This window comes from Nonomuraea sp. NPDC001699, assembly GCF_053596455.1.
In genome coordinates, this window is record NZ_JBSFGF010000002.1 from 594,241 (window position 1) to 606,199 (window position 11,959).

Sequence of the window (11,959 nt, forward strand, 5' to 3'; positions counted from 1 at the left end):
GGACGGGAGGGCGACCCGGTTCACGTCTCGACGGCGAGATCGGCGCGCTCGCGGGTGCGGTCGGCGGCGAACCAGGCCCGTTCGGCCGCGAACCACTTCCGCCAGCGGGGTTCGAGCTCCGGGCCGTCGCGGTCGAGGACGCGCCGCAGCCGCACGGCTTCCGGGGCCTCGACCCAGACGGTGAAGGCCAGCAGGCCGGCGGCCGACCGGCGGGCGGTGCCGACGCCCTCGACGACCAGGACGGGCCCGGCCGGCACGGCGACGTGCTCGGCATAGCGCTCGCCCAACCAGTCGTACCTGCGGAAACCGGCCGGGCGGCCGTGCCGGAGCGGTTGCAGGACCTGCTCGTCCAGCAGGCGGAACCAGGCGCCGGGGCCGTCGTCCCAGTGGACTGGGAAGTCGTCGCTGTGGATCACCTGGCAGCCGAGCGCCGCGCCGAGCCGGCCCGCGTACGTGGTCTTGCCCGAGCCCGCCGGGCCGTCGACGGCCACCAGGCGGACGGGCCCGCAGGAGGGCGGCAGGGCCTGGATGCGGCGGGCCAGGGATTTCACCGGACCAGGGTAGGCGATGGGCGACGGCCGCCTGAGAGAATATTCTTCCGGCCCAACGCAAGCTGGAGGTTGACCTTGCTCGGACCCCTCGGCGACGTCGTCGTGCTCGATCTGTCCAGGGCCCTCGCGGGGCCGCACGCCGCGCAGATGCTCGGCGACCTGGGCGCGCGGGTGATCAAGGTGGAGCATCCCGACGGGGGTGACGAGTCGCGCGGCTGGGGGCCGCCCTTCGTCGGGCCCGACCATGACATCTCGACCTACTTCCTGGCGGCCAACCGCAACAAGCAGTCCATCGCGGTCGATCTCAAGTCCGCCGAGGGCAGGGAGCTGATCGAGCGGCTCGTCCGGCAGAGCGACGTGCTGATCGAGAACTTCCGCACCGGCGTGCTCGACCGGCTCGGCTTCCCCGTCGAGCGTCTTCACGAGCTCAACCCGCGCCTGGTCGTCCTGTCGATCACCGGGTTCGGCCACGACGGGCCCGAGGGCGGCCGGCCGGGCTACGACGTGATCGCCCAGGGCGAGGCGGGGCTGATGTCGCTGACCGGGCCCTCGCGCGAGGAGCCGTACCGGGTGGGGGCCTCGATCGCCGACCTGCTGGCCGGCATCCACGGCGCGTACGGCGTGGCGGCGGCCCTGTACGAGCGCGAGCGGACCGGCCGGGGCCGGGTGGTGCGCACGTCCCTGCTGGCCGCGGTCACCGGCGTCCACTCCTACCACGGCACGGCCTGGACGGTCGGCGGCCAGGTCCCCGGCGCCAACGGCAACCACCACGCCTCCATCGCCCCCTACGGCGCCTTCCGCTGCGCCGACGGCCTGCTGCAGATCGCCGTGGCGAACGACGGCCAGTGGAAGAAGGTCGCCCAACTACTCGACATCGACCCTGATGTGGCGAAATATGCGACCAACAGGCAGAGATTCGCGCACCGGGATGAGCTGATCGCCGACATGGAGAAGGCCCTGGCCGACCACGACCGCGCCCACTGGCTGGCCAGGCTGGGCGAGGCCGGCGTGCCCGCGGGCGCGATCAGGTCGATCGACGAGGTCTACGCCTGGGAGCAGACCCGCTCCCAGGGGCTGCTGGTCGAGGTGGACCACCCCGTGCTCGGCCCGATCGAGCTGCCCGGGCCGCCGCTGCGCTTCGACGGCCTGCCCGCGGCCGAGCACACCGCGCCCCCCGCGCTCGGCCAGGACGGCGAGGCCGTGCTCGCCTGGCTCGAAGAGCGGGAGGGATGATCGGCAATTCCCGGCTCCGGCATGTACCCTCGTGCGTCACCATGGCATCATCGGTTGATCGTTAGGAGCGATAGTGAGCCGTCCGGACGCGCGCACACTGATCGAAGCGGTCCTCGACAGGGGGTCGTGGAAATCGTGGGACGCGCCGCCCGCCGACCCGGCGGAGCCCGGCTCCTCCTATGCCGAGGAGCTGGCGGCGGCCCGCGCGAAGTCCGGCTACGACGAGTCGGTGATCACCGGCGAGGGGTTGCTCGACGGCCGCAGGGTCGCCGTCGTGGTCTGCGAGTTCTCCTTCATGGCCGGATCGGTCGGGGTCGCCGCGGCCACCCGCATCGCGGCCGCGATCGAGCGGGCCACGCGTGAGCGGCTGCCGTTGCTGGCCTCCCCGGCCTCGGGCGGCACGCGGATGCAGGAGGGCGCGCTGGCGTTCGTCCAGATGGTCCGGATCACCGTCGCGGTGCAACAACATCGCGCGGCGGGGCTGCCGTACGTCGTCTACCTGCGCCACCCGACGACCGGCGGCGTGCTGGCCTCCTGGGGGTCGCTCGGGCACGTCACCGCGGCCGAGCCGGGGGCGCTGATCGGCTTCCTCGGGCCGCGGGTGTTCGAGGCGCTGCACGGCTACCCCTTTCCCGAGGCCGTCCAGGTGGCCGAGAACTTCTACGACCACGGCCTGGTCGACGCCGTGGTGTCGGCCGACGACGCCCGCAGGGTCGCGATCAGGGCCCTTTCCGTGCTGTGCGCGGGCCGCGCCCCCGTCGAGGCGGGCGAGCCGCCCGAGGAGGACCTGCGGCCCGTCGAGGCGTGGGAGGCGATCACCCGCTCGCGCCGCGACGACCGTCCGGGCGTGCGCACGCTGCTCAAGCTCGCCGCCACCGACGTGACGCCGCTCAGCGGCAGCGGCGCCGGCGAGAACGAGCCGGGGCTCGTGCTGGCGCTGGCCAGGTTCGGGTCCGCGCCCGCCGTGGTGCTCGGCCAGGACCGGCGCAGGCAGCGCCAGCGCTCGCCGCTCGGCCCGGCCGGGCTCAGGGTGGCCAGGCGCGGCATGCGCCTGGCGGCCGAGCTGGGGCTGCCGCTGGTCACCGTGGTCGACACCGCGGGGGCCGACCTGTCGAAGTCGGCCGAGGAGGGCGGGCTGGCCGCCGAGATCGCCCGCTGCCTGGCCGAGCTGGTCACGCTCGACGCCCCGACCGTCTGCCTGCTGCTCGGCGAGGGCGCGGGCGGGGCGGCGCTGGCGCTGCTGCCGGCCGACCGGGTGCTGTGCGCGCAGCACGCCTGGTTGTCGCCGCTGCCGCCGGAGGGCGCCTCGGCCATCCTCTACCGGTCGGTCGACTTCGCCCCCGAGATCGCCCAGGCGCAGCGCATCCGCGCCACCGACCTGCGGCGTGACGGCATCGTCGACCGGGTGATCCCCGAGCTGCCCGACGCCGCCTACGAGCCCAGGCAGTTCTGCGAGCGCGTGGGGCGGGCGCTGGAGCACGAGATCGCCGAGCTGCTGAAGGTGGGCCCGGCCGACCGCCTGGCGGCCCGCCTGGCCCGCTACCGCGGCCTCGGCTGAGAGGCTACGGCACGGGCACGCGCTCGACGCGGATGGAGAAGACCTCCTCGCGCGGCACGACGACCTCGTACGCGCCGTGGTCGACCATCCAGTAGCCGAGCGCCTCGGCCTTCATGCCGCTGTGGCCGGTGTAGGCGATGTGCAGGCCGTCGTCGTCCTCGTCGAGCACGATGCACGGCTCGCCGCCGAAGGCGCCGACGGTGCGGATGAGCACCAGCCACTCCAGCTGCGACCTGGCCACCACCCGCCGCCAGTAGCCCGAGGAGGGCTCGAAGCCGTCGAGGTCGACCTCGCTGAACAGCACGACCTGGTCGTTGTCGGGGCCGAGCGCGGCCGGCAGCGTACGCTCGCCGAAGCGGGCCACGAAGCCGGAGGCGACCGGCGTGATCTCCTCGCTCATGCGGCGGGCCGCCAGGTCAGGCCGTCGTAGCCGGCGAAGGGCCGCTCGCCCTCGCCGGTGACGTGGACGATCTCCGCGCCCGCCGGGATCGGCATCGGGACGGTGTGGAACTGCGGCACCACGTGGTCGGGCGAGGTGGTGAACCCGTTGCCGGCGAACGGCGGCACGTCGCTCCAGTCACCTCCCATGTGCGGGCCGTAGGGCACCGCGTAGGTGTCGACGTCGCGGGCGTGCCAGCGCATGACGTAGAGCTCGGGGACCTCGGGGAACAGCTCCGAGCCGTCGAAGGACAGGTCGAGGCCGTAGTAGAGGGCCGCCGGCGTGGTCAGCCTGACGCAGTCCTGGACCCGGTAGACGTAACCGGAGATCACGGTGCGCTTGCCCGACAGGTACGGCACGAGCAGACGCGGCGGCACGACCTTCTGCATCTGCGTTCCGCTCATGGCTCTACTTTACGGTCGGTTGACCCTTGAGCACCCGATGATCCAGACACGGGAGCATGGCCCTGGCGGTGGCCGTCCATTCGGTGTCGAGGCGGACGAGCTGGACCCCCGGGCCGGTGCCGAGGTCGGCCCGTACCACCCCGAGCGGGTCGACCAGCATGCTGCGCCCCACGCCGAACCTGTCCTTCGACTCCTCCGGGTTGGGCGCCTGGCCGACGGCGGCGGTCCACATCGTGTTCTCCAGGGCCCGTGCGCGGACCAGCGTGACCCAATGGTCCTCCTTCAGCGGGCCCGACCCCCAGGCGGCGATCACCGCGAACAGGTCGGCGCCCTTGTCGACCAGCGCCCTGGTCAGCTCGGGGAAGCGGATGTCGTAGCAGGTGACCAGCCCGACGCGCAGCCCGGCCAGCTCGACCACGGTCGGCTCGGCGCCCGGCGCCACCATGTCGGACTCCTTGGAGCCGAAGGAGTCGAACAGGTGGATCTTCCGGTACGCGGCCTTGATCGCGCCGTCCGCGCCGATCGCCACGGCCGTGTTGTGCACCTTGGACCCGGCCGGGCCCTCGCCCGGCTCGAACACCCCGGCGATCACCGCCAGGCCGTGCGTGCGGGCCGCCTCCGACAGCCCCGACACGAACGGCCCGTCCAGCGGCTCGGCCAGCTCGGTGACGCGCCTGCCGTAACGGGTGAGCGTGGCCTCGGGGAAGATCGCCAGGTCGGCCCCCTCGGCGCGGGCGAGCGCCTCCCTGGCCCTCTTGAGGTTGGTGGCGGGGTCAGGAGAGACCGGAATCTGGCAGAGGGCGATTGTGGTCACGGCCCGACTCTAACCGGTTGGGCACCAGTCGAAACCAGGTCAGGCACCGCCAGATCCACTCAAGGGGGCCGTACCGAAATCTGGTGAGCCACCACCCGCTGATCAACGTCTGCGCCACCACGGTCGTCAGCGCCACCGCGAGCACCGGCCAGCGGGTGGCGCCGGTCTTCAGCGGGACCGTGCACAGCGCGATCACCGCCGTGCCCGTGACGTAGTTGGTCAGCGCCATCCGGCCCAGCGGTTCCAGCAGGGCCGACAACCACGGCCGCAGCGCCAGCAGCAGCCCGCTGGTGTACGCCGCCGCCCCCGCCAGCGCGGCCACGCTGTAGACGGTCCAGTCGCCCGCCCCGGGCACGTCGGCGACGCCCGCCCAGGTGGCCGTCAGCACCAAGGACGTCAGCGCCGAGCCCGCGAACACCGGCGCCAGCAGGCTCCGCGGCGGACGCAGCCGCATCAGCCCCATGCCGACCAGGAACAGGCCCGGGATGAGCGTCGGGCCCGCGCCGTGCCAGGTGGCCCAGACGGTCGCCACGACGCCGAGCGCCAGCACCGGCAGGCCGCCCGGCAGGAAGGAGGCGGGCAGCAGCACCACCAGGCCGTAGAGGGCGTAGTCGGTCAGCACCTCGCCCTCGTAGAAGGTGTGCTGGAGCAGGCCGAAGCAGGCCAGCCAGGCCAGCCGGCGGGCCAGCGCCCAGCGGCTCTTCGAGCGGTCGAGGAACAGCACGAAGCTGATCCCGAACAGCAGCGAGAAGATCGGGTAGAAGCGGCTCTGGAACAGGGCCTCGATCGCGCGGTCGATCCCGGTGTACGGCTCGTGGCTCGCGTGCTGCCAGGTGTTGACCAGCATGATGCCGCCCACCGCGAAGCCGCGGAGGGCGTCCAGCTCACGGATGCGCGTCACAGGAACCAGGTGAACCACCATACGAGGAATCCGGCGCCGGCGACCGCCGCCACGATGTGCGGCCACCGCCGATCGTGGAACAGGGCCGCGACACTCAGCACGGCCGAGGCCACCGCGATCCACGTGTACAGGCCGATCGTGCCCGGGACGCCGACGGCCAGGGCCGTCTCGTTCCTCTGGGCCATGCCGTAGACGGCCTGGCCGGTCAGCCCGGCGAACGCGACGCCGGCCAGCCCCGCGAAGGCGGTCACCGACCGGCCGCGCAGCGCGCCGGCGGCGAGCTGGACGAGCGAGACGAGCGCGAACAGCCCGAAGGGCGCGGCCAGCCAGGGAGCCTTCGAGATCAGGTACGGCGCGCCGGTGACGTGCGTGTCGGCGAGCCGCAGCGTGGGCGGCTGGGCCGGGTCGTGCTCGCAGGGCTTCGGCCAGGCGCGGTCGGGGGCCTCGACGAACTCCGCGATGTGCTTCCTGGCGCACGCGCTGGTGAGGAAGACGGCGTGGCTGCCGCGGAACGTCTCGAAACGGGCGCCGGGGATGGCCCTGGCGGCGGCCCCGGCGGTCCGCGCGGGGGTGGTGGGATCCCGGTCGCCGCCGACGACGTAGACGGGGGCCTTGGGGACGGCGTTCACGGGGGTGGACTGGGGGAGCCGCCAAGCATCACACACCGCTTTGTCCACATTTACCGTGAAAAGTCGGGATCTGGTGGTGAAGGTGTTGAACGGCACCTCGTCCTGGCACTGCACCGCGTGGTACAGCCCGAACTCGTGCGACACCAGCCCCTGGCCCACCGCGTCGGCCAGCGGCCGCAGCAGCTCGTCGTGCCCCTCGGCCAGGCCGCCGACCAGCGCGGGCGCGACGGCCGACACGTCCGCCTCGTGCAGCGCCTCGGCGAGCACCGTGGCCACGTCGTCGCCGGACATCGTGGCCGTGAACGGGCGGCCGAGCAGCGGATCGGTGGCCGGCACCCGGGCGGGGGCGCGGTTGAGCCGGGACACCAGCCGGTCGAAGGCGTCGCCCGTGCCGAGCGCGGCCATGGTGTCGCGCAGGTTGCGGTCGGCGTCGTCGTACCAGGCCACGGACTCGGGCAGGAACGAGTCCAGCACGACCGCGCGCACGCCGTCCGGGTCGGCCGCTGCGGCGTCCGTCATGACGCGGGTCGAGTAGCTGACGCCGAACAGGTTCCAGGAGGGGTAGCCGAGCGCCTGGCGCAGGGCGACCACGTCGGCGGCGATCTCCTTGGTGTTGTAGCCGCGCAGGTCGATGCCCTGCTCCTGGAGGCGGGCCCGGCAGCGCCGGGCCGCCGCGGCGACGTCGGCGCGCGGCCTGCGCAGCCGTCCGAGCATCGCCTCGGCCGTCTCGGGGCAGCCCAGCACCGGACGGGAGTACTTCCCGCCGCGCTGCTCGATCGTCACCACGTCGCGGTCGGGGAACATCTGGCTCAGGAACCCGGTGAGCTGCAACGACGACGACGCGGGCCCGCCGCCCATGTACACGATCGGGTCGGGCCTGCGGGCGGGGGCCGTCGAGGTGTGGACGGCGTACCCGACCTTGACCGTCCGGCCCGGCGTGTCGCGGCGCTCGGGCACCGCCAGGAAGCCGCAGACGGTGTGCTCCGGCACGGCGACCGGGCAGGGCGCGGCCTCGACGGGAGGGGGCGTGTCACGCATGGGAAGGGGAACGCTCAGGGCGAGGGCTAGCACGACCCGGATGATCACGAGACGAGACTAATAGTGTGGGGGCGTGACGGAACCACTTGTTTCCAGAATGCGCGCCTTCGGCACGACGATTTTCGCCGAGATGAGCGCGCTCGCCGTGCAGACCGGGGCCATCAACCTCGGACAGGGCTTTCCCGACACCGACGGCCCGGCCGCCATGCTCGACCGCGCGGTGCAGGCGATCACCTCGGGCGCCAACCAGTACCCGCCGGGGCCGGGGGTGCTGGAGCTCCGGCAGGCGGTCTCGGAGCACCGGATGGCCCACTACCGGCTCGACTACGACCCCGCGGGCGAGGTGCTGGTCACCGTGGGCGCCACGGAGGCCATCGCGGCGAGCGTGCTGGCGCTGTGCGAGCCGGGCGACGAGGTGATCGCCTTCGAGCCGTACTACGACTCCTACGCGGCCTCGATCGCGCTGGCCCAGGCCAGGCTCGCGGCAGTGACGCTGCGGCCGGTGGACGGCAGGTTCACCTTCGACCCCGACGAGCTGCGCGGGGCCGTCACGCCGCGTACCCGGGCGATCCTGGTCAACTCGCCGCACAACCCGACGGGGACCGTCTTCACCAGGGACGAGCTGACCGTCATCGCCGAGCTGTGCCAGGAGCACGGCCTGATCGCGATCACCGACGAGGTCTACGAGCACCTCACCTTCGACGGCGTCGAGCACGTCCCGCTGGCCACGCTGCCCGGCATGCGCGAGCGCACGGTCATGATCTCCTCGGCGGGCAAGACGTTCTCGGTCACCGGCTGGAAGACCGGCTGGATGTGCGCGCCGCCCGAGCTGGTACGGGCGGTCTCGACGGTCAAGCAGTTCCTCACCTTCACCGCGGGCGCGCCCTGGCAGCTCGCGGTGGCGTACGGGCTGCGCACCGAGCTGGAGTGGGTGGCCGCCCTGCGCGCCGGGCTCCAGGACAAGCGCGACCGGCTGATGGACGGGCTCGCGGCGGCGGGGTTCGAGGTGCTCAGGCCGGCGGGCACGTACTTCGTGCAGACCGACATCCGGCCGCTGGGCTTCACCGACGGCCTGGAGCTGACCCGTCGCCTGCCGGAGCTGGCCGGGGTGGTGGCCATCCCCACGCAGGTCTTCTACGAGCACCCCGAACGCGGCAGCCACTTCGTCCGCTTCGCCTTCTGCAAGAAGGACGAGGTCATCGACGAGGCCGTCACCCGGCTCAAGCGCCTGTCCCAGGGGTAGCCGGGCTCAGGCGCCTGACGCAGAAGTGGGTCTGCGCAGGCCGTCGAACATCACGGCCAGGGCTCTGGTCCGCAGGTCGTCGCTCCAGTTGTTGTGCTGCGCCGCCAGGCAGGCGGCGCTGAGCAGGGCGAGCAGCTCCGCCATGCCCACGTCCCCCCGCACCGCCCCGGCCTCCTGCGCGCGCACCAGCAGCGCGCTGATCGCGCCCTTGATGTCGGGCGCGCCCGCCTTGGCGTCGATGCCGGCGCTGGCCAGGGCGTCCACCAGGATCCTCTTGACCGTCGAGTGGGCCACGATGCGGTCGAAGAACTCGAAGAAGGCCGCACCCGCGTCGGCGGCGCCGGCCAGTTCCTCGGCCATCGCGGCCAGCCGCTCCTGCCGGTCGGTCACGATCGCCTGGTACAGGGCCTCCTTGGTGGGGAACTGGCGGTAGATCGTCCCCACGCCCACCCCGGCCAGTGTGGCGATCTCGCGCATCGAGGCGTCGAGCCCGTCGCGGGCCAGCACGACCTCGGCCGCCTCCAGCACGCGGGCACGGTTGCGCCGGGCGTCGGCACGCATGGCTCCTCCTCGCGTTGACATCCGGAACCGTTGTTCCGTATCGTTCCCGGCATCCAAGCGGAACAGTCATTCCGATTCTAGGGGCTTTCGTGGACTTCCAGACCATGGGACGTTCCGGGCTGCGCGTCTCCCGCGCGTGCCTCGGCACCATGAACTTCGGCACCGAGTACGGCCTGGCTGCGGGCGACGAGGCCGAGGCGGGCCGCGTCATCGACGCCTACCTCGACGCGGGCGGCAACTTCATCGACACCGCCGACCTCTACCACCGGGGCGAGACCGAGGAGATCGTCGGCCGGGCGCTGCGCGGCCGGCGCGAGTGGGTCGTGCTGGCCACCAAGGGTGCCATGCCGGTCGGCCCGGAGGGGCGGGGCCTGTCCCGGCGGCACCTCACCCGCGCCCTGGAGGCCAGCCTGCGCCGCCTCGGCACCGACTACATCGACCTCTACCAGTGCCACCAATGGGACCCTGGCACGCCCATCGAGGAGACGATGGCCACCCTCGACGGCTTCGTACGCTCGGGCAAGGTGCGCTACCTCGGCTGCTCCAACTTCACCGCCGCCCAGCTCGTCGAGGCGCAGTGGGCCGCCGAACGGGTGGGCGGCACGCCGTTCGTGAGCCTGCAACCGCAGTACTCGCTGATCCAGCGGGTCGTCGAGGCCGAGATCCTGCCCGCCTGCGCCCGGTTCGGCCTCGGCACGGTCGTGTACGGCGCGCTCGGCGGCGGCGTCCTGACCGGCCGCTACCGGCGCGGCGAGATCCCCGACCCGGACAGCCGCATGGGCCGCCTGCTCGGCGCCGCGATGCCCGGTGCGACCCGCTGGGCGCAGTCGCTGCTCAACGACCGCAACCTGGCCGTCGCCGAAGGGCTGGCCGAGGTCGCGTCCGGACTCGGGGCCGACCCCGCCGCGGTCGCCCTGGCCTGGGTCGCGGGCCGTCCGGGCGTCACGTCGGTGCTGCTCGGGCCGCGCTCGGTACGGCAGCTCCAGGAGAACCTGGCCGCCTTCGACCTCGCCCTCCCGTCCGACGCGACCACCCGCCTGGACGACCTCTCCGACCCCACCCCCACCCCCACCGACGGCTCCTTCTTCCACCTCGTCCCCCGCTGACCCCGAACCGACGTAACCGGAAGGTCGCGGAGAGTGGAGTATTCGCCGTAATGCCGCCCCTGACCTGCGATGAGGGCATGGCCATGACCTTTCGCCTGAACGACGAACAGATCGAGGCGCTGCGCAAGCGTGCCGAGTCGGAGGGGCGCAGCATGCAGCAGATCGTGCCGTGTGAGATCGAGGAGCACCCGGAGCGCGCCTCTGACGACGAGATCACCGACGCTCTGGCGGAGAAGGGTGCCAAGCGATTCGCGGACCTGTTGCGCAGGCTGGGCGAGTGATCCGCCACGTCAGCCTCGAACAGGGGCTGCGCATCGCCCGTGTCGCGGTGGGCGGCCTCGTTCAGGTGTGCGACCTCGGGCTCCTGGAGGCCGCGGACCTCGCTGTTCGGGCGTGACGCCCATCCCGACCTGATGACCAAGGCCGCGGCGGAGATCGCCGCGGCGCTGCGTGGGTTCAGGAGGTGAGTTTGACCGGGAGGCGGCGTTGGCGGATGGCGGTGCGGATGGCCTTGGCGAGCTGGGCGTACTCGCTCACGCGGGCCGAGGAGGCGCGGTAGGCCAGGCCGATCGTGCGGCCCGGGGCCGGGGCGGCGAAGCGGCGCAGCGACAGGCGTACCCGCTTGCCGGTCTCCACCGGCACGGCCGACTCCGGCAGCAGCGTCACGCCCAGACCGCCCGCCACGAGTTGCACCAGCGTCGGCAGGCTGGTCGCGTACGTGGTCGCGGTGGCTCGCGCGCCCACCTCGCGGCACACGTCGATGGCCTGTTCGCGCAGGCAGTGGCCCTGGTTGAGGAGGACGATGTCCAGGCCCTTGAGCGCGTCGCGGTCGAGCGGGGCCGGGTCGGCGGCCAGGGGGTGGTCGCGGGGGAGGGCCAGCAGGAACTCCTCGTCGTAGAGCGGCGCCTCCACCAGGCCGCCCACGTCCGTCGGCAGGGCGAGCAGGACCAGGTCGAGCCGCCCCTCGCGGATCTCCTCCACGATCGTGTCCGTCTTGGCCTCGTGGACGGTCAGCTTCAGGTGCGGGAAGCGCTGGGCGAACATGGGCAGCAGCGCGGGCAGCACGTACGGCGCCACGGTGGGGATCACGCCGAGGTGGGCCGGGCCGCTGAACGGCTCGCGGTTCTGGGCGGCCTCGCCCATCAGGTCCTCCACGGCGGCCAGCACCCGCCAGGCGTGCTCGGCCACGCGCTCGCCGGCGGGGGTGAGCAGCACCTTCCGGGTGGTCCGCTCCAGGAGCTGTGTGTCCAATATCTCCTCCAATGAGGCGATATTTCCGGACAGGGTGGGTTGGCTCATCCTCAGTGCCGTCGCCGCCTCCCTGAAGTGGAGATGCTCGGCCACGGCGAGGAAGGAGCGCAGCTGAGCGAGGGTGGGCGTGGGCTCACTGATAGGAATCACCTCTCAGATTGGTTCGACTGCTCGATTTCTCGAATCAATGGTAGGTGCGGCAACGTAGGTGCCCTGACCCGCACTTCCTCC

The 11,959-nt window shown here is 72.6% G+C and carries 13 protein-coding genes; 5 read left to right on the forward strand and 8 right to left on the reverse strand.

The genetic code is table 11. From position 1 onward, the window contains the following. Positions 1-20: 20 nt before the first annotated feature. Positions 21-551 carry a uridine kinase family protein gene (locus tag ACWCSU_RS08290; RefSeq protein ID WP_449934429.1) on the reverse strand — a complete coding sequence of 177 codons (531 nt, stop codon included), beginning with the start codon at positions 549-551 and terminating at the stop codon, positions 21-23. 75 nt (positions 552-626) lie between these two features. Between ACWCSU_RS08290 and ACWCSU_RS08295 the strand changes: the two genes are divergently transcribed. After that, positions 627-1,784, forward strand: a complete 1,158-nt coding sequence (locus ACWCSU_RS08295; RefSeq protein WP_449934431.1) for a CaiB/BaiF CoA transferase family protein — start codon at positions 627-629, stop codon at positions 1,782-1,784. A gap of 73 nt (positions 1,785-1,857) precedes the next feature. Next, the gene (locus ACWCSU_RS08300) at positions 1,858-3,342 is read left to right on the forward strand and encodes a carboxyl transferase domain-containing protein (RefSeq protein ID WP_364089785.1); all 1,485 of its coding nucleotides are present in this window, start codon (positions 1,858-1,860) and stop codon (positions 3,340-3,342) included. 4 nt (positions 3,343-3,346) lie between these two features. Here ACWCSU_RS08300 and ACWCSU_RS08305 read toward each other — a convergent pair whose 3' ends face one another. From ACWCSU_RS08305 to ACWCSU_RS08325, 5 genes are read right to left on the reverse strand one after another with little or no spacing between them, the layout of a single operon-like run. Beyond that, on the reverse strand, positions 3,347-3,742 hold the full coding sequence (locus ACWCSU_RS08305; RefSeq protein WP_357698255.1) for a hypothetical protein: 396 nt from the start codon (positions 3,740-3,742) through the stop codon (positions 3,347-3,349). Then, positions 3,739-4,185 (reverse strand): hypothetical protein, encoded by a 447-nt coding sequence (locus tag ACWCSU_RS08310; RefSeq protein ID WP_357698257.1) that lies wholly within the window; start codon positions 4,183-4,185, stop codon positions 3,739-3,741. The genes ACWCSU_RS08305 and ACWCSU_RS08310 overlap by 4 nt, the downstream gene beginning before the upstream one ends. Positions 4,186-4,189: 4 nt before the next feature. Beyond that, complete coding sequence (locus tag ACWCSU_RS08315) at positions 4,190-4,999, reverse strand: carbon-nitrogen hydrolase family protein (RefSeq protein ID WP_449934434.1); 810 nt, start codon at positions 4,997-4,999, stop codon at positions 4,190-4,192. After that, positions 4,959-5,900, reverse strand: coding sequence for a DUF418 domain-containing protein (locus ACWCSU_RS08320; RefSeq protein WP_364089779.1), 942 nt, complete (start codon positions 5,898-5,900; stop codon positions 4,959-4,961). Before ACWCSU_RS08320 ends, ACWCSU_RS08315 begins: the two co-directional genes overlap by 41 nt. Beyond that, complete coding sequence (locus ACWCSU_RS08325) at positions 5,897-7,567, reverse strand: alpha/beta fold hydrolase (protein WP_449934436.1); 1,671 nt, start codon at positions 7,565-7,567, stop codon at positions 5,897-5,899. Before ACWCSU_RS08325 ends, ACWCSU_RS08320 begins: the two co-directional genes overlap by 4 nt. Positions 7,568-7,640: 73 nt before the next feature. Here ACWCSU_RS08325 and ACWCSU_RS08330 point away from each other — a divergent pair, with 73 nt between their 5' ends. Next, positions 7,641-8,810: a pyridoxal phosphate-dependent aminotransferase gene (locus tag ACWCSU_RS08330; protein WP_449934438.1), complete on the forward strand. Its 1,170-nt coding sequence runs from the start codon at positions 7,641-7,643 to the stop codon at positions 8,808-8,810. A 6-nt stretch (positions 8,811-8,816) separates the two neighbouring features. On the opposite strand, the gene ACWCSU_RS08335 is transcribed toward ACWCSU_RS08330, so the two are convergent. Next, positions 8,817-9,371, reverse strand: coding sequence for a TetR/AcrR family transcriptional regulator (locus tag ACWCSU_RS08335; RefSeq protein ID WP_357698267.1), 555 nt, complete (start codon positions 9,369-9,371; stop codon positions 8,817-8,819). Between the two features lie 89 nt (positions 9,372-9,460). On the opposite strand from ACWCSU_RS08335, the gene ACWCSU_RS08340 reads away from it, so the two are divergent. Next, positions 9,461-10,477 (forward strand): aldo/keto reductase, encoded by a 1,017-nt coding sequence (locus tag ACWCSU_RS08340; protein ID WP_357698269.1) that lies wholly within the window; start codon positions 9,461-9,463, stop codon positions 10,475-10,477. 77 nt (positions 10,478-10,554) lie between these two features. After that, on the forward strand, positions 10,555-10,758 hold the full coding sequence (locus tag ACWCSU_RS08345; RefSeq protein ID WP_449934441.1) for a CopG family transcriptional regulator: 204 nt from the start codon (positions 10,555-10,557) through the stop codon (positions 10,756-10,758). A gap of 175 nt (positions 10,759-10,933) precedes the next feature. Here ACWCSU_RS08345 and ACWCSU_RS08350 read toward each other — a convergent pair whose 3' ends face one another. Next, a complete protein-coding gene (locus ACWCSU_RS08350) occupies positions 10,934-11,878 on the reverse strand; it encodes a LysR substrate-binding domain-containing protein (RefSeq protein ID WP_357698273.1) in 945 nt (314 codons plus the stop codon). Between the last annotated feature and the right edge of the window lie 81 nt (positions 11,879-11,959).

Bases quoted from the DNA above. Each gene is read 5' to 3' on its own strand.
- ACWCSU_RS08305 (WP_357698255.1), bottom strand. From the start codon at position 3,742: ATGAGCGAGGAGATCACGCCGGTCGCCTCCGGCTTCGTGGCCCGCTTC.
- ACWCSU_RS08335 (WP_357698267.1), bottom strand. From the start codon at position 9,371: ATGCGTGCCGACGCCCGGCGCAACCGTGCCCGCGTGCTGGAGGCGGCC.
- ACWCSU_RS08310 (WP_357698257.1), bottom strand. From the start codon at position 4,185: ATGAGCGGAACGCAGATGCAGAAGGTCGTGCCGCCGCGTCTGCTCGTG.
- ACWCSU_RS08345 (WP_449934441.1), top strand. From the start codon at position 10,555: ATGGCCATGACCTTTCGCCTGAACGACGAACAGATCGAGGCGCTGCGC.
- ACWCSU_RS08325 (WP_449934436.1), bottom strand. From the start codon at position 7,567: ATGCGTGACACGCCCCCTCCCGTCGAGGCCGCGCCCTGCCCGGTCGCC.